Annotated in this window: 16 protein-coding genes; 13 read left to right on the top strand and 3 right to left on the bottom strand. The window is 48.9% G+C overall.

Annotation, left to right across the window (positions count from 1 at the left end):
- Nucleotides 1-45 precede the first annotated feature (45 nt).
- Genes POF51_RS14895 through POF51_RS14870 form a run of 6 tightly spaced genes read left to right on the top strand, consistent with a single transcriptional unit; the run spans nucleotide 46 to nucleotide 6,618 of the window.
- On the top strand, nucleotides 46-1,461 hold the full coding sequence (locus POF51_RS14895; RefSeq protein WP_069847798.1) for an NAD(P)/FAD-dependent oxidoreductase: 1,416 nt from the start codon (nucleotides 46-48) through the stop codon (nucleotides 1,459-1,461).
- Nucleotides 1,458-2,297 (top strand): NAD(P)/FAD-dependent oxidoreductase, encoded by an 840-nt coding sequence (locus POF51_RS14890; RefSeq protein WP_069847796.1) that lies wholly within the window; start codon nucleotides 1,458-1,460, stop codon nucleotides 2,295-2,297. The genes POF51_RS14895 and POF51_RS14890 overlap by 4 nt, the downstream gene beginning before the upstream one ends.
- Before the next feature lie 24 nt (nucleotides 2,298-2,321).
- Nucleotides 2,322-2,789, top strand: coding sequence for a CoxG family protein (locus POF51_RS14885; protein ID WP_244521748.1), 468 nt, complete (start codon nucleotides 2,322-2,324; stop codon nucleotides 2,787-2,789).
- Nucleotides 2,790-2,808: 19 nt separating this feature from the next.
- Complete coding sequence (locus POF51_RS14880) at nucleotides 2,809-3,579, top strand: DeoR/GlpR family DNA-binding transcription regulator (RefSeq protein ID WP_017250589.1); 771 nt, start codon at nucleotides 2,809-2,811, stop codon at nucleotides 3,577-3,579.
- Between the two features lie 24 nt (nucleotides 3,580-3,603).
- Nucleotides 3,604-5,073: an amino acid permease gene (locus POF51_RS14875; protein WP_069847793.1), complete on the top strand. Its 1,470-nt coding sequence runs from the start codon at nucleotides 3,604-3,606 to the stop codon at nucleotides 5,071-5,073.
- Between the two features lie 24 nt (nucleotides 5,074-5,097).
- On the top strand, nucleotides 5,098-6,618 hold the full coding sequence (locus POF51_RS14870; RefSeq protein WP_069847791.1) for an FGGY family carbohydrate kinase: 1,521 nt from the start codon (nucleotides 5,098-5,100) through the stop codon (nucleotides 6,616-6,618).
- Nucleotides 6,619-6,680: 62 nt separating this feature from the next.
- Here the strand turns inward: POF51_RS14870 and POF51_RS14865 are convergent, their stop codons facing one another.
- Nucleotides 6,681-7,139 (bottom strand): NUDIX hydrolase, encoded by a 459-nt coding sequence (locus tag POF51_RS14865; RefSeq protein WP_069847789.1) that lies wholly within the window; start codon nucleotides 7,137-7,139, stop codon nucleotides 6,681-6,683.
- 15 nt (nucleotides 7,140-7,154) lie between these two features.
- On the bottom strand, nucleotides 7,155-7,310 hold the full coding sequence (locus POF51_RS14860) for a hypothetical protein (protein WP_167403233.1): 156 nt from the start codon (nucleotides 7,308-7,310) through the stop codon (nucleotides 7,155-7,157).
- Nucleotides 7,311-7,439: 129 nt separating this feature from the next.
- On the opposite strand from POF51_RS14860, the gene tkt reads away from it, so the two are divergent.
- From tkt to POF51_RS14840, 4 genes are all read left to right on the top strand, one after another.
- Nucleotides 7,440-9,446 (top strand): transketolase, encoded by a 2,007-nt coding sequence (gene tkt, locus POF51_RS14855; RefSeq protein WP_069847787.1) that lies wholly within the window; start codon nucleotides 7,440-7,442, stop codon nucleotides 9,444-9,446.
- Nucleotides 9,447-9,614: 168 nt separating this feature from the next.
- The gene (locus POF51_RS14850; RefSeq protein ID WP_069847785.1) at nucleotides 9,615-12,131 is read left to right on the top strand and encodes a PBP1A family penicillin-binding protein; all 2,517 of its coding nucleotides are present in this window, start codon (nucleotides 9,615-9,617) and stop codon (nucleotides 12,129-12,131) included.
- 101 nt (nucleotides 12,132-12,232) lie between these two features.
- Complete coding sequence (locus POF51_RS14845) at nucleotides 12,233-12,583, top strand: hypothetical protein (protein WP_007721499.1); 351 nt, start codon at nucleotides 12,233-12,235, stop codon at nucleotides 12,581-12,583.
- Between the two features lie 305 nt (nucleotides 12,584-12,888).
- Nucleotides 12,889-16,206, top strand: a complete 3,318-nt coding sequence (locus tag POF51_RS14840) for a collagenase (protein ID WP_271755661.1) — start codon at nucleotides 12,889-12,891, stop codon at nucleotides 16,204-16,206.
- 143 nt (nucleotides 16,207-16,349) lie between these two features.
- Here POF51_RS14840 and POF51_RS14835 read toward each other — a convergent pair whose 3' ends face one another.
- The gene (locus POF51_RS14835; protein ID WP_069847781.1) at nucleotides 16,350-17,774 is read right to left on the bottom strand and encodes a L,D-transpeptidase family protein; all 1,425 of its coding nucleotides are present in this window, start codon (nucleotides 17,772-17,774) and stop codon (nucleotides 16,350-16,352) included.
- A 95-nt stretch (nucleotides 17,775-17,869) separates the two neighbouring features.
- On the opposite strand from POF51_RS14835, the gene POF51_RS14830 reads away from it, so the two are divergent.
- The 3 genes from POF51_RS14830 to POF51_RS14820 all read left to right on the top strand — a co-directional run bounded on the left by POF51_RS14830 (nucleotide 17,870) and on the right by POF51_RS14820 (nucleotide 20,402).
- A complete protein-coding gene (locus POF51_RS14830) occupies nucleotides 17,870-18,580 on the top strand; it encodes an AAA family ATPase (protein WP_069847779.1) in 711 nt (236 codons plus the stop codon).
- Nucleotides 18,581-18,681: 101 nt separating this feature from the next.
- The gene (locus POF51_RS14825) at nucleotides 18,682-19,230 is read left to right on the top strand and encodes an RNA polymerase sigma factor SigX (protein WP_083261639.1); all 549 of its coding nucleotides are present in this window, start codon (nucleotides 18,682-18,684) and stop codon (nucleotides 19,228-19,230) included.
- A complete protein-coding gene (locus POF51_RS14820) occupies nucleotides 19,227-20,402 on the top strand; it encodes an anti-sigma factor family protein (protein WP_069847777.1) in 1,176 nt (391 codons plus the stop codon). Before POF51_RS14825 ends, POF51_RS14820 begins: the two co-directional genes overlap by 4 nt.
- Nucleotides 20,403-20,420 lie beyond the last annotated feature (18 nt).

Below are 20,420 nucleotides of genomic sequence, written 5' to 3'. Positions count from 1 at the left end.
AAAAGCAATGTTTTGCAAACAAAAATCCGAGGTTGGTGGAACAGAATGCAAAACCATAAGTACGACGTTGTGGTGATTGGTGGTGGAGTAGTCGGTACAGCCATATTACGCGCCCTTTCGTTTTATCAACTGAAACTGCTTTTAATCGAGAAGCAGCCTGACGTTTGTGAAGGGACAAGCAAGGCGAACAGTGGGATTGTTCATACCGGGTTTGATGCAAAGCCAGGCACGGTTGAGGCAGAGTGCCTTCGCCGCTCCCGTAGCTTATGGCCGATATTGGTTGAGAATCTGAGAATCCCCTTCATTCCATGTGGCGCCGTAATGGTGGCGACAAACGAAGAAGAAAAGCAGATAATCGAAACCACCTATGTTCCCAATGCAAAGGCGAATGACGTAGATGTTCACTGGATGTCTGCTGAGGAGATTCTCGAGATGAATCCCGCTGTGACAGCCGAGGTAACAGGCGGATTGGCAGTGCCAGGTGAAGCGATCTGCGATCCATTCTGGGCCACCAGAGCCTTCGGAGAGATAGCAGTGCTAAACGGTGCGGAGGTTGTTCTTGGGCAAGGCGTCTCCGACATCGAGACAGTACCGGATGGAGAGGACTTGCGCCTTACGCTGGAAAATGGTGAAACGGTCACGACCCGATATGCGGTGAATGCTGCCGGATTATGGTCCGATGAAATTGCCCGGATGGTGGGAGATGAGAGCTTCTCGATTTCACCGCGTAAAGGCCAGTTTATCCTGACCGAAGAGGCGATATCCATCTCCTCGATCATCCTGCCTGTTCCTACGAAAACCTCCAAGGGCGTGTTGGTTTCACCAGTCGTGTTCGGCGGTTTTCTACTTGGGCCAACGGCGGAGGATCAAGAGGACAAATGGGATCGTTCCACCTCTCATGCCGGCATGGAATCGGTACTGGCAGGCTGTGAGAAGCTGGTTCCCGACTCTCGGCAGTTCTCTACGATTCGTCAGTTTGCCGGAGTCAGGGCAGTTTGCAGCGAAGGAGATTTTGTCATCCGTCCATCCGCTGTACAGCCACGCATGATTCATGCCGCCGGGATTCGTTCCACTGGACTCTCTGCTTCGCCTGGCATAGCAGAGCTGGTAGCGGCAACTCTCCAGAAAGCCGGGCTTGAGCTGCAAACAAACGAACAGGCACAGCATGCCCTGCCGGATCTTTTTTCAGAAGAGCAGGAAACAGGAGAAATCATTTGTCTGTGCCGCTCCATTACCCGGAGTGAGATCGTCAATTCCTTAAAGCGTCCACTCACCCCACAGACCATTGATGGAGTGAAGCGACGGACGGGCGCCACCTTAGGAGAATGCCAAGGAAACTGCTGTATTCCCAAAATCATCGATGTTATGGCCGAGACCTATCCTGAACACACCGGGAAGCAGCCTTTAAAAGGAGTAAGAAACTCCTATCTAGCTGTAGCACAAGGAGAGAAGCAGGCATGATGTATGAATTGGTGATCATTGGAGCAGGAATCTCGGGATTGACAGCAGCCCTTTCAGCGTGGGAAAGAGGAGTCAGCTCTGTTCTGATGATCGATTACCAGAAGAGAAGAGGTGGCTTCACCTTACCGTATTGGAGCTCTGATGAGTTTGCTCCAGAACGGGAACTGCTGGAAAAAGCCGCGTCCCTTCCCTACGAGATTCACGAACAATCAACTGTCGTCGGTTTTTTCCCAGGGGCAAGCGGTCAACTGCACCAGTTGTACGTCCAATCGCCGATGGGCACCTATTCTATTGAGGCAAAAAAGGTACTGATCGCCTCAGGCTCGCTGGAAAAACCGCGTGAGGCGCACAAAATTCCGGGGACACGTCCAGCAGGAGTCATGACGCCGATGATGGCGATGCAGTTGATCGAGCGAGGATATCAGCCGGGCCGCAAGATTGTGTTGATCGAGAATGGCAGAATCTCTCGCAGTACAGCGGTCCTTCTGGAAAAAGAGACGAGCAATCTAGTCAAATATGCTGAATCAGATTGGGAGCTTACCTCTATCAAGGGATTGTCCCGTGTAGAAGGAGTACAGCTGCGAAATCGGATGACGGATGAGATAAACGAAGTGGCGTGCGATACGCTCATTTTTGCAAAAGGTCGGGTGCCCTGCACGTTTTTCTTGAAAGGAGCGCCAATCGAGCGTGATCAACACGATGCCATTATCGTAGATGCCACGGGGAAAACGAATTTGCCAGATATTTATGCAGCAGGGAGCTGTACCTGCCTTGGCGACGATGATCACACCAATTCGATGGAATTGGCTAAAGAAACAGCCAAGCACCTCTTTTAAAGCGATCATCAGAAGGGAGAGTTCATGATGAAGCTATCCGACTCGTTTACCATTCAGGCAAGCAAAGCGGATGTATGGTCCGTCTTTATGGATGTTGAAAAGCTGTCAGGCTGCGTACCAGGCTGCAAAGAAGTAAAAATGAGTAGCCCCACCCGTTATGAAGCGAACATGGAAGTGAAAATACAGTTTATGACGATTCAATTCCGCGTCACGGGGGAATTAAAAGAAGCGGTAGATGGAGAAGCCCTGCAAGTGGAGATGACTGGTCAACCGGTAGCGTTGGCAGGATTGTTCCGCAATCAATTGTACCTTCAGCTAAAAGAGGAACAGCCGGGAACCACACGGGTGCAATATGAGATGGATTTGCAAATGACAGGACGACTGGCATCATTAGGAGATATACTAATGAAAGGGACTGTGAAGAAAAAGGCAGAAGAATTTGCGACGAACGTCCAGACCCTGTTCCAGTCTAGTCAGGAGATTTACAATTAAGAGAAGATGGTGATCATCCATGCTACAAGAAGAAAGACAGCAGTTGATCCTGCAAATGCTACAAGAAAATCAATCCGTTCGTATTGCGGAGCTATGCAGCCGATTAACGGTGACGCGCGAAACAATCAGGCGTGATTTGTATGAAATGGAGCAGCAGGGACTACTCAAGAAGGTGCATGGTGGCGCTATTCTGAATAAAACCAACGTGGAACCTCCTTATGCCAAGCGTAGTGGATTAAACTTGGCGGAGAAGGAGGCGATTGCGGTCGCCGCTGCCTCCTTGGTGGAGGACGGCGACGCGATCTATATTGATTTGGGCACGACGACACAATTGTTCGCCAAACACCTTTACCATAAAAAAGGAATTACGGTGATAACCAATGCGCTACTGGTGGCATTGGAACTATCTCATCACCCGGATGCGAAGGTGATCATGAGTGGGGGTGAATTGCGCGCAGGGGATCTAGCCATGTCCGGTCCGATCGCAAGGAAAAGCCTCGAGGGTTTGTTTGTAGACAAAGCGTTTATTGGTGTGGGGGGATTGGCAGCAGAAACTGGTTTTACGGATTACCATGTGGGCGAGTCAGACATCAGGCAGCTGATGCTTACAAACGCCAAAGAAACATATGCACTGATTGATCATTCCAAAATAAATGTAACCGCTTTTATGAGGGTGGCAGAGCTATCCGACATCGACGTAGTCATTACAGATGAGGAACTACCCCAATCTCTTGCTGGGCGACTCGCTCAGGAAGGATTGCAAGTCATCGTTGCTAAGACATCCGTGTAAAGCAAATGGTGAGGGAGGCAATCAATGGTGAAACAATCGGTACAAGCAAATGATTCGCAAGATATGCAAACGTATCATTATAAGCAAGAATTGAGACGGACATTAAAACTGTTCAGTTCGTTTGCCGTCGCGTTTTCTTTCATTTCCATTACCACAGGCATTTTTAGTAATTATGGATTTGTGCTTAGTACGGCAGGGCCGGCTGGTATCTGGACCTGGCCGATTGTAACCATTGGGCATTTGTTAGTTGCCATTATTTTTGCAGAGCTGGCTGGACGCATTCCATTGAGCGGTTATTCCTATCAATGGGTGACACGTCTTGCTAACCCGGGGCTTGGTTGGTTTGCTGGCTGGATTGCCTTTTGCTTTCTCGTTATCGTGGTTCCAACCGTTGACTATGCGCTGGCGCCCATCATTGCCGAGATGTTTGGCTGGGATTCAGGCGCAAAGACGCTGGTCTGGATCGTGATTGGTACACTGGTCGTACAAGCTTTATTAAACATTTATGGAGTGAAACTGGCTACTCGTATTAATGATATCGCGGTATACACCGAAGTGATCGGTATGGTTGGGATCGTTGTGGTGCTGGGGGCAGTGGTGATGTACAACGGGGCAAATTGGAGCATGCTGACCGATATCGGTACCGCTGCGACTCAATCGGACGGTTCATACCTAGGCGCTTTTATCATGGCTGCCCTGATGGGTTCCTTTACATTAGTAGGTTTCGAGGCTGCTGCAAATCTCTCTGAGGAGACGATCAATGCAAAGAAAACGGTTCCTCGTGCCATGATTTTATCCGTATTACTAAGTGGTATGATCGGTTTCTTGCTGTTGATCGTCATTTCAGTTGCCATCACGGATCTACCGGCCGTGCTCGGTGTAGCGAATCCGATTCCGTACATTTTGCAAACAAGTCTTGGCTCTGCTGTATCCAGCTTCTTTTTGGTGCTTTGCCTCATCTCCATCTTCGCGTGCGGCTTGATCATCATGGCTTCCGCTTCCCGACTCATCTATGCGTTGTCACGCGACAATGTATTCTTCGCTTCCTCCATCTTCAAGAAGGTATCACCCCAGACTTCCGTACCAACAAACGCAGTTTTACTCGTTTTAGTGCTAGGCATTCTCGCTGTGTTATTCGCAGATTCCCTAACCCTTCTGGTAGGGGCCACCTCGGTTCTACCTGCCCTTCTCTATCTGACAACGATTGCTGCTTATGCTTGGAAACGCAAGGAACTGCCCAAATCGAAGTACTTTGACCTGGGCAAGTGGCGCACACCGCTCACTTTCCTTGCTATCGCTTGGTTGATCTTTGAAATTGGCATCTTGACCATTCCGAAAAATTTCCATAGCGTAGCGATCGTCGCAGCTACCTTGCTGGCTGTTGGCGTCATTTTGTATCATCTGCTGTTCCGCAAAGGGATTATGGAGGGCCGTATCGGTATTAAAGACAGAACATTCCGATTTGATGAAGAGAAAGAAGATCATTCAGCCTAGAATAATGAAAAAGGAGTCTGCTGTATGGAGAAGTATTTGCTGTCGATCGATCAGGGAACAACTGGGACCAAGGTGCTACTGGTAAATCACCTTGGAAGGGTTGCTGCCGAAAGCTATCAGAAGCACACGCAATATTATCTACAATCCGGATGGGTGGAGCATAACCCGGAGGAGATATGGGAAAAGGTCTTGATGGGTGTCGCTGACGTGCTGCTCAAGGGACGTATCGAACCTGAGCAGGTGGAAGCGGTAGGCTTAGCTAATCAGGGAGAAACGGTCGTCTTCTGGGATTCGGTCAGCGGAGAGCCGCTTTATCCGGCTGTCGTCTGGTCGTGCCGCCGCTCCGATCAAATCGCCGAGCGTTGGAAGGCGGATGGTGTGTGGGCACAGAAGGTAGCTGAGAAAACCGGACTTTTGATTGACCCGTATTTTTCTGCGACTAAGATTAGATGGATGATGGAGGAAGTGCCTCTGGTGCAAGAAAAGATCCGACAGCGGCAGGCTTATTGCAGCACGCTTGACTCTTGGCTGATCTGGCAGATGACAGGAGGTGCCTCGTATGTAACCGATGCTTCCACCGCTGCCCGAACGCTGTTGTTTGCTCATCGGCAGGGGAATTGGGATGAGGAAATATTGCGGTATTTGGAGATAGAGGAAGACTGGTTACCGCAGGTTCGTCCAACAGTTGGCTCGTTTGGCCGTACAGATCCGGTTACATTTTGCGGCATTCAAGCACCGATTCTCGTCAGCCAGGTGGATCAACCAGCCGCCCTTTACGGTCATCTCTGCATAGAGCCGGGTATGTCCAAATGCACGTATGGCACGGGCTGCTTCGCTTATATGAACGTGGGAAACGAACCGCCTGCTACGAAAGAGAGCGGACTCTTGACGACGCTTGTCTGGAAACGCGGGGCCAAGCATACTTATGCGCTGGATGGAGCGATTTATGCGGCGGGGTCTGCTGTCGAATGGGGCAAGGAGCAGCTTGGGCTGTATCAGGATATAGACGAGCTGCAACGATGGTCGGAGCAGTGGTATGAAGAACTGCACAAAGGAGAAGCCCCAACCAATCTTTTATTTATCCCGGCATTGAATGGGATCGGCACGCCATACTGGAACTCGGAGGCGAGAGGGGTGTTTCTCGGACTCTCCCAGCATACTGACCGACCGCTGATGGCAAAAGCGATGCTGGAAGGGATCGCTCACCGTGTAGCGGATGTGTTTGTCACAATGGAACAGGCAGTCGCACAAAAGATTTCACTCTTGCGTGTAGATGGCGGCTTGACGGACAATCCGTATTTGATGCAGTTTCAGGCAGACCTGCTGGGTGTTCCGATTGAGGTGCCCCAGATCAATGAAACAACAGCGATGGGGATTGCGTTTCTACTCGGGGAAGAGTGCGGTTGGTGGTCGGTGAAAGACTTGGAAGCGCGAATGAAGGTAGGGCGTCGCTATGAGCCGCAGATGGACGAAGCGGTGAGGAAAAGACTGCGTACTCGTTGGAACAAGGCGGTTCACCTTCTGTTACAAATAAGCGAAGGATAATGTAAAAAAGCAACCAACTGCCAATGCGAGCACAATGCTTTTGGCGGATTGGTTGCTTTTTATTACTTCTTCAACTCGAATGCAGGCTCCCAGCCAAAGCTGTCAAACCACTGCTTTCGTCTAAAGTTCGAGAGAGCTTGTCTCACATAAGGAATGACGTTCGGGGGTAATTTATCCATGTCCGCCCATACGAGCTCATCGCATTTATTCGGCTCGGCATTGATAATTTCTCCGCGCCATTTTGTGGCAGCGACAAAAAAATCGATGCGCTCATCATTGGAGCGACGATGCATGACGCCTACCATCTCCAAGCTCGCTGGATCGATGTCAATTCCGCATTCTTCTTTTGCCTCGCGGATCGCGGCTGTCTTCACTTCTTCTTTCCCATCCAGATGTCCAGCGGGAACACTATAATTGCCGTCTTCGTAGCCGGTATTGTAGCGGCGTAATAACAGGACTTGCGCACCCTTCACTAGGAAAAGGTGAACGGCTACCTGCATCGCGAAGCGCTCTATCTGCATGCGAATTCTCCTCTATTAATGATATTCTTCCGGGCGATGATTCTCGGCAGCCTGTCTACGGCGTTCCAGTCTGTTTTTTTTCAATATAGGTGAGCTGGTCAAGCCCATAAGCAGCATAATAATTCCAGCAGCACCCAGGACGATTCCGATTATAAGATAAAGCCAATTCATTGAAAAAGACCTCCTTTATTCATGCAAAGCGAACATGATTCTAAATGGGAACTATGCTATAATGGCACAGTGTGTTTTTACCCGATACTCGGTAGTTATTTCTAGAAAACGCAGGGAGGATTTTGCGAGATGACTCAGCATACGTCTGTTGATCAGCTATCCATTAATACCATCCGCACGTTGGCGATTGATGCCATCGAGAAGGCGAATTCCGGTCACCCGGGAATGCCGATGGGGGCAGCCCCTATGGCACATGTACTGTGGAGCCGCTTTATGAAAGTAAATCCGAGCAATCCAAAATGGATTGACCGTGACCGTTTTGTCCTCTCAGCAGGACATGGCTCTATGCTATTATACTCGATGTTGCATTTGATGAAATACGATGTTTCACTGGAAGACCTACATAACTTCCGTCAATGGGGCAGCAAAACGCCTGGTCACCCTGAGTTTGGACACACGGCGGGTGTTGACGCGACAACGGGTCCTCTGGGACAAGGGATCGCGATGGCTGTCGGTATGGCGATGGCTGAAAAGCACATGGCAGCTGTTTACAACCGCGACAATTTTGACATCGTTGACCATTACACATACGTAATCTGCGGCGATGGTGACCTGATGGAGGGTGTATCCAGCGAGGCTTCTTCTCTGGCTGCTCACCTGAAACTGGGCAAAATGATCGTGCTCTACGATTCGAACGATATCTCTCTGGATGGGGAGCTTTCCCGTTCCTTCTCTGAAAACGTAGCGGATCGCTACCAAGCGTATGGTTGGCAATACATTCGCGTAGAAGACGGCAATGATCTGGCTGCTATTGACGCGGCTATCGCAGAAGCGAAAAAAGATTTGGATCGTCCTACCTTGATCGAAGTAAAAACCGTCATTGGATACGGAAGCCCGAACAAAGGCGGCTCCAGCTCTTCTCACGGCGCTCCGCTTGGAAAAGACGAAGTGAAGCTGACAAAAGCAAACTACGAGTGGCACCATGAAAGTGAGTTCCACGTACCACAAGAAGTGACTGACTTCTTTGCAGGCTTGGCTGATGCTGGAGAAAAAGCAGAAGCTGCTTGGCGCGACCAGTTTGCTGCTTATGCAAAAGCGTATCCGGAACTGGCGCTGCAATTTACGACTGCACAAGAAGGTCATCTGCCTGCTGGTTGGGACAACCATATGCCGACGTACGAAGTTGGCGCGAAGCTGGCGACACGCGTTGCTTCCGGTAATGCGATCAATGCATTGGCAAACAGCGTTCCGTTCTTCCTGGGCGGATCTGCTGACTTGGCACATTCCAACAACACGGTGATTAAAGAAGCGGGCAACTTCCTGCCAGGCTCTTACGATGGCCGCAACATTTGGTTTGGTGTTCGCGAATTCGCAATGGGTGCAGCCCTCAACGGTATGGCTCTCCACGGTGGTGTAAAAGTATACGGCGGTACGTTCTTCGTATTCTCCGACTACGTGCGTCCGGCGATTCGCCTCTCTGCACTGATGAAGCAGCCAGTTGTGTACGTATTTACACATGACTCGATCGCAGTAGGTGAAGACGGACCGACGCATGAGCCGATTGAGCAGCTCGCTTCCTTGCGTGCGATGCCAGGCTTGACCATTCTTCGTCCGTCTGATGCAGTAGAAACGAACGAGGCTTGGAAATATGCTGTATCCCGCACAGATGAGCCAGTTGTACTGGTGCTGACTCGTCAAAACCTTCCAGTCCTGCCTGAGACCGTTGAGAAAGCGTCAGAAGGCGTGAGCAAAGGTGCGTATGTTCTCGCAGACGCGCCAAGCGGCAACCCGCAGCTCATCCTGTTGGCAACTGGTTCTGAGGTATCCCTCGTGATGCAGGCGCGTGAACAACTCCTCGCGGAAGGTATTGAAACACGCGTTGTTTCCATGCCGAGCTGGAACCTGTTCGAGCGTCAACCGAAAGAGTATCGCGACGCTGTAATTCCACCGGCTGTAAAAGCACGCGTGGCGGTAGAAATGGGCTCTCCAATGGGTTGGGAGCGTTACGCTGGTGATAGCGGTACGGTCATCGCAATCGATCAGTTTGGCGCATCTGCACCAGGTGAGCGCATCATGAAGGAATACGGCTTCACGGTAGAAAACGTTGTGGCTGAAGCAGAAAAACTGCTGAAATAATCGTTAACCTATAGGAAAAGCCTATCTTCTGTTTCAGGAGATAGGCTTTTCCAGTGACAAACGGAATTTTGTATGGAATGATAGACTACAACCCAAAACAGAAACTTTTTTGAAATGGGACCGTCTATATAAGATGTGGGGGAGAGAGAGAAGACCAGGAGGTAAATAATGGCAGCAAAGGCCAAGAAGAAAGTCAGGAAGAAAAAGAACAACTTGCTGATGATTGCCGTATCGTTTGCAATATTCCTTTTCCTTAGTGTAATTGGGGGCTACTTCGCCCTGTTGTATGCGGGAGATCGGATGATTGAGCAAAACGTACAAAAGCTACAGGACTTAAAAGCAGAACCAACTGTCATTTACGACAAAAACGGGAAAGAAATGACGAGTCTGATTCGTCAGAAGAACCGTATATACAAACCGATTAATGAAATGCCAAAGACTCTGATCGATGCTTTCCTCGCCGTAGAGGATAAGCGCTTTTATGAACACAAAGGCGTCGATATGGTCCGGATCGGTGGCGCCATCGTCAATGACATCAAAAAAGGATCGTTAGCTGAAGGGGGAAGTACCATTACCCAACAGCTGGCAAGAAACGTCTTTCTCACCCTAGACCAAACGTTCTGGCGTAAAACAAAAGAAATGAGTATCGCGATTGGCTTGGAGCGCAAATATTCGAAGGATCAAATTTTAGAGATGTACTTGAACCGCGTTTATTTGGGCGAAGGGGAATTTGGGGTAGAGGATGCTGCCCAGTATTACTTCGGCAAGTCGGTAAGCGATGACAAGTTTACCGTTGCGGAAGCAGCGATGCTGGCGGCCATTCCAAAAGCACCGACCACTTATTCACCTTTTAACAATCCGGAAAAAGCGAAACTGCGTCGAGACACCGTTATTCGTCTGATGTATGAGCAAGGAATCATTACCGATGAGCAAAAAGAGGCAGCGCAAGCAGAGGCGTTGCCGACCGAACCGCATGAAGTGGCGGGTGCGAGCTTGAAAAAAGGCTATCGTGCGTTTTTTGACCATATGGTGGAAGAATCCGAAGCTACGTTTGGCGTGACAGAAGAAGAACTGTACCGCGGAGGCTGGAACATTTACACGACCTTCGATCCGAAAGTACAGGATGCCATGGTAGAGGAATATGCCAACGCCAAAAACTTCCCGAAAGACGGCGCCAAGCGCGGTGTAGAATCATCGATGATTGTCATCGACGCGAAAACGGGCGGAATTGCCGGGATGGTGGGCGGACGCAACTATGCGGCAAAAGGCTTTAACTTTGCGACAGACATGAAGCGTCAACCGGGCTCCAGCTTTAAGCCGATCGCGGTGTTCGCTCCAGCAGTCAATAAAGATATCAACAAATGGAACGCGAACTCGCAACTGAGCAACAAAAGGCAGAGCTTCAATGGCTACGAGCCGCGCAACTACAATAACCGATACACGGAAACGGTGAGCATGAGCCGGGCGATGATCGACTCTGCGAATATCCCGCCAGTATGGTTATTAAATGAAATTGGCGTACCAGCAAGTTTGGAATACCTCAAGAAAGTCGGCATTGAGCTGACTCCGAACGATCGAAACCTGGCAATTGCCCTCGGGGGCTTGAGTGTAGGTACGTCCCCGCTGGAAATGGCTCAGGCATATACACCTTTTGTGAATGCAGGGGTAGTGTCCGAGGCGCACTCGATCGCCAAGGTTGAGAACAAGGATGAGGGTGTCGTCCGAGAATACCAGCCAAAACAATCTGAGGCACTGAAGCCTGAAGCAGCGTGGGAGATTCACACTATGCTGGAGAAAGCGGTTCAGGAAGGCACAGGGAAGGCAGCGCGTATCTCTGGCCGCCATGTTGCAGGTAAAACCGGTACGACCCAATCGATAGCAGGCGACAGCAAAGCAAACAAGGATGCTTGGTTCGTCGGATATACACCGGAATACGTCGGTGCAGTCTGGATGGGCTTCGATCCGGAGGACAAACAGCATTTGATGCACCAAGGAAGTAGCATGACGGCGCAAATGTTCTCCAAAGTGTTGGGAACAGCCTTAAAAGGTGTGCCGTCATCGGACTTCGTTCGACCAGAAGGCGTCGTACAACATAAACAAGAGGAAGTTGAACCGGAAATCCAATTGGCTGCAGACATGACATTGGATAATAACCAATTGAAGGTAGTGCTTAGCTGGATTGGCGGAGCTGAAGGTGGTACGTACGATTTGTACCGCATTAGTGAAAACGGCGAAAGACAACTCATCTCTGCGGGTATGAAGGAAACCTCGTTCGTAGATGTGCTGGATAGTCCAAGACAATATCGTTATCAAGTTGTTCCGAGAAATGCGCAAGGTGAGGAAGGGACACCATCAAAAGAAGTCCCGATCAACTCCAAGAAGCTGGAGAATCTGATTAATCAAGATCCAGGTCATAACGAGGAAGGTAACGATCAGGGACAAAATCCGGGTGGTACGGAAAATGGCAATGGTGAAATTCCACCTGACCAAGGTACCGGAGGAACTGGTGAGCATACAAATAATGGAGATGGTGGGCAATCGCCAAATCCGGGAACAGGTGAGGTTCCACCGGATATCGTGAATCCAGAACCTAGTCAGACAAATGGTTCCTCCAACGAAATCCAATTACCGCCACCTCCACAAGAGGAGGGGCAGAACCAGTTCCCAGATGCATCAAACGGCTAAAGATTAGCCCAGCAAGAACGATTCAAAACCGATTCGACTATTTGCACAGGTTCTTTCGCGTGGTACAATACCAATAAATCGGGAGACAGGGGGGACAGTCCATGTCTGGCTACGCACAAAGAGATCTACCCACATTTTTCAAAGAACAGTTACGCCAAACCAAGGTGAATTTTGAGCGAGCTCTTGACTGTAAACACACCGATTTCGATGATCTTTACCCATACATGAACGAACAGCCACAGTTCTTCTGGTACAAACGTTACGTGGCTTGGTCAGAATTGCTGACCGTCGTACGTCTAGCTGAACAATTGGGTATTGAGTGGACAGAGGATTTCAGTGAGCAGCAGGTAGAATTCATTCAAGGCAAAGTTCTGCAAGGAAAAGTGCTCGATTATTGGAACCCAGAAGAAGAGCAAGAAGAATCGATGAGAGAATTGGAAGAAGAAAAATAGATGTGAAAGTAAAACATGGCGCGTTCCCACTTCCGGGAACGCGCTTTTTTGCGTGTACAAAGCAAAGTTCGCTTTTCATAGTAACGGTGTCCAATAATACATACATGTTTATGAATTTATGTAAAAAAATGTATACACACTCACTCTTCTTTTCTGTTATATGTATTGGCACCATAATTGCAATATTAACAGCGTGTATGTTATTGCGTTCCAAATGGAGAGAAGGTGAATCTGCACAAAACAAAATACAGTTTCCTCGCAACAAACAAAAATACGGTTACCATTCAAAGGAGGTTTGCTCATTCATGAAGAAAAAGCGTGACACGGTACACACTACTCGCATGATGGCTGGTGTCCTTCTCTCGACATCATTTCTATTGGGGACGGTTGGTAGTCCTGTCCAGGCCTTGGCAGTCAACGATTATGCAAGTACGATCGGTAGGGATGGGAGTCAAAACGTTCCGCCTTCTGGAAAATATGTGGAGAGAAAGCTGGACCCGATCACCTCGTTTCAGCATCAATCCAGTGACGAAGCAGGAGAATATCCGCATCCAGTGGAGCCGACCTGGAATGTAGAGGAGCAAGAGCCTTCTAACGAACAGCAACGGAGCATGAAGGCAAATGTCGAAAAGTACGCGATGTCCGATTTGAACAAGCTCAGCTACGACGAATTGGTCAATGTACTGGTGACGATCAACTGGGAGCAGATTCCTGAATTATTTGATTTTACCCCCGATTCGTATGCCTTTTACAACGATCGTCAGCGCGTTCAAGCCATCATTGACGCATTGCAAGTCAGAGGCACACAATACTCCAGCAGCGATTCCAAAGGAATTGACACCTTGGTTGAGGTGCTTCGCTCTGGATATTACCTCGGCTACTACCATCAGGAATTATCCTATCTCAATCAGAGAAGCGAGCATCAAAAAGTGTTCCCTGCTTTGCAAGCCATTGCAGACAATCCGAATTTCAAATTAGGGACAGATGCTCAAAATGAGGTAGTAGGTGCATTTGGTGGACTTATCGGAAACACTTTTGTAAGCGCTTCCCTCGTGGAGAAAGCTGCACCGATCATCCGTCAATACGAAGAACAAATGGATACTTTCATTACGCAGCGGAGTGCGGGTGATGCTGTTTTCCGTATCATGAGCCAGTTTAGCTATATTCTGATGTGGAGAGTGGATGAATCAACCAAGCAACAGGAGTTTTACGGCAAAATAGATACGTATCTGAACGAGTTGGGAAATCTCGCCTTGCATGGCGATACAGATGAAGCGAAAGAATGGGTCCTCGACAATGGTTTTTATCACAGTGCTTATTTGGGAGAATACCATTCCAATCCGAATAAGGGTAACGAGGTCCTCACAGAAGCGTTAGTGCTTTATCCGTATGTGGGACTACAGTATATGCAGGTAGCGAAGCTGATCCAGACGGTCTATGGCGGAAAAGATGCGCAGGGAAGGGACATCCAGTTTAACAAGATTCGTGAGGATGCCATCGAAAAATATCTGCCCAAAGAATATGCGTTTGATGACGGAAGCATCGTCATGAAAACAGGTGGAGATGTCACAGAAGAAAAAGTGAAACGGTTATATTGGGCGGCAAAAGAGGTAAAAGCTCAGTTTCATCGGATGGCAGGACGAGATGAACCGATGGAAGAAGGGAACCCCGACGATATTTTGACCATCGTCCTTTACAATAGTCCTTCAGAGTACAAGATGAACAACCCCCTGTATGGCTATGAAACAGACAACGGGGGGATGTATATCGAAGGGAGAGGAACTTTCTTCACTTACGAACGAACACCGCAGCAGAGTACGTACACACTAGAAGAATTGTTCCGTCATGAGTTCACGCACTATTTGCAAGGGCGCTACGCTATACCTGGTCTGTGGAATGAAGGCCCGATTTACAGAGACGAGAGACTGTCGTGGTTTGAAGAAGGAGGGGCGGAACTCTTTGCAGGCTCCACGCGAACAACAGGTATTCTGCCTCGAAAATCCATGGTCAACAATCTGATTCGCTTTGGACAAAAAAATTGGTACACGGCGTCTCAAACCTTGCACGCACGCTATGGCTCGTGGGACTTTTATACGTATTCATACGCCTTGCAGTATCACATGATGAAAGAGGACTGGAACAAGCTCGATGATATCATGGACTACATAGAGGCCAATAACGTTGACGGTTATGACCAGTTAATCCGCACGCTTAGCAATGATTCAGAGCTAAATCGGGATTACCACCGTACCATGGAATCGTTGGTAGACAGCTATCCTGATCTGACCGTGCCGCTGGTGTCGGATGATTATCTGGTAACGCCGGCCCCAAAAGCAAGTGCGGAAATCTTCCAGGAAATTGAAGATGTCACCGGATTGCAAAATGTGTCTAACAAAAGGCACGATTCAGGGTTCTTCCAAACCTTTACGTTAACAGGGACGTACACGGGTACGCAGGCAGAAGGGGAGAAGAAAGACTGGGAAACGATGAGTCGCATCACAGACGAGTTTCTAACCACACTTACTTCCCATCCATGGAACGGCTACAAAACCGTAACCGCCTACTTTACCAACTACAGAGTAAATGCGTCCAATCAGTTTGAATATGATGTCACCTTCCACGGGGTACTTCCAGAACAAGGAGATGGGGAGAATCAGCCGCCTGTTATTGTCATGAACGGTCCGTCAAAAGCAGCCGTAAACGAGGAGGTTGCATTCAGCAGTAACGGAAGCTCCGATCCGGATGGTAGCATCGTATCCTATCTGTGGGAATTTGGAGATGGCACAAGCAGCAGTGATGCCAATCCTACGCATGTCTACGAAAATAAGGGAGAATATACCGTGAAACTGCGAGTAACGGATGACAAAGGAGCGGTTACTGCGAAATCGATGAGCATCACGATCGAGGAGCAGGGTGGAGAAATTGGAGAAAAGGAACAAGAGCCAAACAACAGCTTTTCAGAGGCAAATCTGTTGAAAAGCAATGTGGAATTGAGTGGTCAAACAAGCAAACAAGACGACAAGGACATTTTTGCTTTGAAAGTATTGGGCAACGGAACAGTGAAAATCAACGTATCGAGTGAGCATGATTCTGGTTTGAACTGGGTCGTTCACCACGAGGATGATCTGAATCAATATGTCGCTTACCCCAATACCTCAGGAAAAAAGCTCTCTGGTGAGTTTGAAGCATCTCCGGGTACCTATTATTTGTCCGTGTACAACTTTAACGGTGAAACCATTCCATACAAAGTAACCGCTGAATTGCCAGAAGAAGAATCAGAACCATCCGAAACGGAGCCAAACAATTCATTCGATGAGGCTAATGTGCTACGATTGGGCGAAGAGATAAGTGGTCAAACCGATCGTACAGATGACAAGGACACGTACCTCATTCAGGTTAAAGAGGAAGGGATCGTTCAAGTTACGGTAAGTAGCGAGAAGGACGAAGGCTTAAACTGGGTGGTGTTCCATGAAGATGATCTCGATACGTATCTGGCCTACCCCGAAAACGCAGGTAAGAAATTGACTGGAGAATTTGAGGCAAAACCAGGGAAATATTATTTGTTAGTCTACAACACGAACAACACGACGATTCCGTACAGAGTTATCGTAAACGCAGAGTAATCCCCCAATCAAACGAAAAAAGCCCTTTCTCCCCCTTTTTTAGATGGGATAGAAGGGCTTTTTTCGTCTAATAAACGTCTGGTAAAAATCAGCGCGTAACGGGATAGCGTTCCGTACGTCTTTTCTTTACGTAGCCTAAAGAATCAATGGAGCCAATTGTAAATGACTTGTGGTGTCTCTTCCTCAGGGCCAGCCGGGAGAACGAATGGAACAGGGTTGCTCCAAGGCTGGGCAGAGGACGGGGCATTGGAGATAATGAATTCTGTCCCTAATGAAACAAAGCTGTACAGCTCCTCGACAGCGGCATTGTACAAGCGAACACATCCGAGCGAAACAGATGAGCCGATGCTCTCGGGATGGTTTGTCCCGTGGATGGCATACCCGTTCTCCTGAAAGACCATGCCCCTCGTTCCATAAATATTGTCATGTCCGCGGGGCTGATTGATTTTTTGTTGAATGGTATAGTAGCCTTCGGGTGTAGAACCGTTTTTGCCTATGGCTACGGGATAGCTGCGTACCAGATGGGAACCGCTGATGAGCTTCATCGTATGTGTCGAGGTAGTCAAGTGAAGCTGTAACGGTTCGAAAGGCGCCACTGGCTCCGGATAGCCGGGAAGCGGCAGCACATTGCGCAAGCTGTCCCATGCGGACTCTGGCAAGAAAGCTTTGGGATGATACGGATAGCTTTTGAGCAAAAGTCTCTTTGGTGGTACTGGAATTTGCGGCAAATAATTGCCTGGATAAGCGCCAGCCAGATCAGACAGCTGGGCAGGCAACGTACCCGTTTGCTGATAATAGCGATACAAGGCGTTTCGCAAGATCAGTACATGCTGGAGGGTTAGCTGCTCATCCGTGAGTTCTGTCTTACCTGTGGCAAGTGTCGGTTCTCGTTCCAACTGCACAGGTTTCTCCCACCATTTTTCACTGAGAACAGTCCGACTCGTCGGATTGTAACGCAAGATGCCTCGGACTTCGCGTGGCTGATAAAACAGCAAGGGACGAAACAACGGCGAACCAGGCACTTCTGGGACAACCATCACTGTAAAAGGCTGCGTAAGAGCAGGACGACGTGACTCTACATAGCGCCGGACCTGCTCAGATAGCTCACGGGCACTGAGTGTTGGAGGAACTGCGATGATCTCAACATGTGGCTGCGTTTGTGCAGTTGTCGGTACGGGCTGTTTGGCAGCCTGTGGCGTTGTCTTGGTTGACGCATCTCTCAACGGTCCTGGTGAAAAAGCGAATTGAAAATAGAGAAACAAGAGTGACGCCAAGAGTAAACGTGTTCGATGTCCCAACGTATTGCGTTGTCTATCCCGCAGTAGTCGTTGATAAGCATCACGGGTCTCGGTGTAGTACGAGCCTTGCTTGGATACCAGACCACGCCTGTACGCTTCGAGAGCCTGTTCTGTATTTCCTTGTGCCTCCCGTTCTTGGCCAAGGTGAAACCAGCCGATGGCTTCGGTTGGATACTGAGTCGTATACCACCGGTAAAAGGCGAGGTCGCTCTGATCCGGATATTTCATATGAAATGTACTTTTTTCCTGAAGAAAGGAAACCTTGTCCACGGATACTTCTCCCCCAAATAAATGAGCGTTTAAAAAGGCGCCCTTATAAGGATGTATCGGCGTGAGTCGGGAAAATAATGAGAGTGGAGGTAAAAATGGTTTATTTACGAACGATCAAGCTGCTGCGAGAAAAATTTCCCAACGCGAAAGAATATCCGTTTCACCTGCCCTCCTTGCGCAAGCTGGAAGAGATCGAGCTTGCGAGCAGTGTCACTTTTTTTGTAGGAGAGAATGGCTCGGGCAAATCGACCTTATTGGAATCAATTGCCTATCAATGCGGTTTTAACACGGCTGGAGGATCGCGTCACAACTTTTATGAGGTGCATCGCTCGGAGGCGATTCTGGGTGACTACATACGCCTTTCCTGGTTGCCCAAAATAACGAATGGCTTTTTCCTGCGAGCGGAGAGCTTCTATCAGTTTGCCAGCCATATCGATGAGATGGGCCCGAAAAGCTATCAACATTACGGCGGACGCTCGCTGCATGAGCAATCACACGGAGAATCTTTTTTCTCACTGTTTGCCAATCGCTTCAACGGCAGGGGCATCTACCTGCTGGATGAGCCCGAGGCTGCTCTTTCACCGAAGCGTCAAATCGCTTTTTTGTACTTGATGCGCGATTTGGTGGAAGAAGGAGCACAATTTATCATTGCGTCGCACTCGCCGATTCTATTGGGCTATCCGGGAGCGACTATCCTCAATTTTGACGAATCGCCGGTACAAGAGGTGAATTATCGCGATACGGAGCACTATCAATTGACGCGCCGTTTCCTGGAGAAGCCCGATCTATTTTTAGATGAAAAATAATTTTCATTCTTCCTGTCACAAAAATCGCCTTGGCGGTTTCTATTAGATTAACGAAGCAGTAGAGGCATTCGTCAATGGCGCACGCAGGAAGGAGGAATCCAGTGGAGGTGCAAGCAAACCTGGTGATGAACCATGCTCGAGTAGAGGATCAAGCAGATTCCTTTCAAGAAATGTTTACAACCTATTATCCGTTTGTGGTCAGACAGATCATGCGAATTGTGAAAGAGCAACAAACGGCAGAAGATATTGCACAGGATGTATTTCTCTCCTTTTACCATACGGATCGCTCGGTGATCGAACATATCCCGGCATGGCTGTCCAAGTCCGCGCTCTACGCAGCGTACAACTATCTTCGTTCAGAAAAACGCAGGTACGCAAGACAAGAGCGAAGTGCATCCGAGCAAGAGCATGTCAGCCCTTCTACAGAAGAGATGTGGCTTGCAAAAGAGTCCCAGAGTATCGTCCGCGATGTGCTAGAGGAGCTAGACGAGCGGGAACGAACCTTGCTGGTCATGAAGTATTCCGGATTTCCTTATGCGGAGTTGGCTAAAGCGACTGGCACGCAGATCAGCTCGGTGGGGACACTCCTTGCGAGAGCGAAAAGTAAATTTCGTACCATCTATGGCCGGATGAGGGGGGAAGAGGAATGAAATGTGCTGATACAGGCTTTATCCAGGCGTTCTTGGACGGTGAATGCAGCTCAAAAGAAAGTGAGCAATTCCTGCTTCATCTGGACTACTGTGAAACCTGCCGTACACAGCTGGACGAATTGTCCGAGTTGGATAACTGGACGCGTGAGAAGATGGAGCATGCTTTTTCCGAGAAAAACGATGTGAAGGTTAATACGGAAGCAGCGTGGCAGCGATTTTCGCAATCCATCGAGAAAACGACTGACACATATGCACAAGAACGACAAATGATAACCAATCGAGCAACAATCAGAAGGAGCTGGAATCAGATGAACAAGCAAACAAAAAGATGGATGACAGGCGCTTCGGCAGCAGCAGTATTGGCTGTGTCCCTGTCTTTCCCCCAAGTACAAGCAGCAGCGAACGATTTTCTGTCCATTTTCCGCATGGATAAAGTAGAGTTTGTCAAAGTGACGCAAGAGGATTTGCGAGAGCTAGAACAATGGATCGCAAACGGCAATGTGGGCGAGATGGAACTGAATGGGATCGGAAAAATCTGGATTGATGAAAATGATCAAGAGAAACTTGAGCAAAGAAGCTACTATTACAACAACAAGGAATCCGCTGAAAAGGCAGGCGTGAAGCTGCCACAGCTGCCGCAGGATGTCACGGTGGATAGCGTAAACGTCAATTCCCCTTACACCATGCACATGGAAATCGATGCCGATCGTGCAAACAAGCTACTGGGGCAATTGCAGGTAGAGGCGCGCTTTGATGAAAAGCTGAGTGGCAAACGATTCTCCTTGAAGATCCCACAGATGCAGAACGTCTGGATGACCGCAGGAAAAGAAAGCTATGGCTACTCTGTCGTGGACGCACCTGAGCTAACTGCTCCAGAGGGAGTTGATCTGGCACAGCTTCGCGAGACACTCTTGGCCCTGCCGTTCATACCGGATCAAGTGAAAAAGCAGATGATTAGCATCGAAGACTGGCAGCATACCCTCCCTGTGCCATACATGGCAGACGGCGAGAGCAAGATGAAGGAAGTAAAAGTGAATGGTCAAAACGGAATACTGATCACAGGTGAATACAATACACATTTGATGTGGCAGCAGGATGGACAGATTCACATGCTGGAAGGTAGCGAAAAGAACGCTGATAGGCTGTTGGATTTTGCGAAACAACTGAAATAAGTAAACAAATAGTGGGGC

It is taken from the genome of Brevibacillus sp. AG (assembly GCF_028369215.1).
GTDB classification, from domain to species: domain Bacteria; phylum Bacillota; class Bacilli; order Brevibacillales; family Brevibacillaceae; genus Brevibacillus; species Brevibacillus porteri.
This window is presented reverse-complemented; position numbering and strand designations above follow the sequence as displayed.

Coding starts and splice junctions, on each gene's coding strand:
- POF51_RS14870 (WP_069847791.1), top strand. CDS start 5,098: ATGGAGAAGTATTTGCTGTCGATCGATCAGGGAACAACTGGGACCAAG.
- POF51_RS14885 (WP_244521748.1), top strand. CDS start 2,322: ATGATGAAGCTATCCGACTCGTTTACCATTCAGGCAAGCAAAGCGGAT.
- POF51_RS14875 (WP_069847793.1), top strand. CDS start 3,604: ATGGTGAAACAATCGGTACAAGCAAATGATTCGCAAGATATGCAAACG.
- POF51_RS14840 (WP_271755661.1), top strand. CDS start 12,889: ATGAAGAAAAAGCGTGACACGGTACACACTACTCGCATGATGGCTGGT.
- POF51_RS14860 (WP_167403233.1), bottom strand. CDS start 7,310: ATGAATTGGCTTTATCTTATAATCGGAATCGTCCTGGGTGCTGCTGGA.
- POF51_RS14845 (WP_007721499.1), top strand. CDS start 12,233: ATGTCTGGCTACGCACAAAGAGATCTACCCACATTTTTCAAAGAACAG.
- POF51_RS14820 (WP_069847777.1), top strand. CDS start 19,227: ATGAAATGTGCTGATACAGGCTTTATCCAGGCGTTCTTGGACGGTGAA.
- POF51_RS14830 (WP_069847779.1), top strand. CDS start 17,870: ATGGTTTATTTACGAACGATCAAGCTGCTGCGAGAAAAATTTCCCAAC.
- tkt (WP_069847787.1), top strand. CDS start 7,440: ATGACTCAGCATACGTCTGTTGATCAGCTATCCATTAATACCATCCGC.
- POF51_RS14890 (WP_069847796.1), top strand. CDS start 1,458: ATGATGTATGAATTGGTGATCATTGGAGCAGGAATCTCGGGATTGACA.
- POF51_RS14865 (WP_069847789.1), bottom strand. CDS start 7,139: ATGCAGATAGAGCGCTTCGCGATGCAGGTAGCCGTTCACCTTTTCCTA.
- POF51_RS14895 (WP_069847798.1), top strand. CDS start 46: ATGCAAAACCATAAGTACGACGTTGTGGTGATTGGTGGTGGAGTAGTC.
- POF51_RS14850 (WP_069847785.1), top strand. CDS start 9,615: ATGGCAGCAAAGGCCAAGAAGAAAGTCAGGAAGAAAAAGAACAACTTG.
- POF51_RS14880 (WP_017250589.1), top strand. CDS start 2,809: ATGCTACAAGAAGAAAGACAGCAGTTGATCCTGCAAATGCTACAAGAA.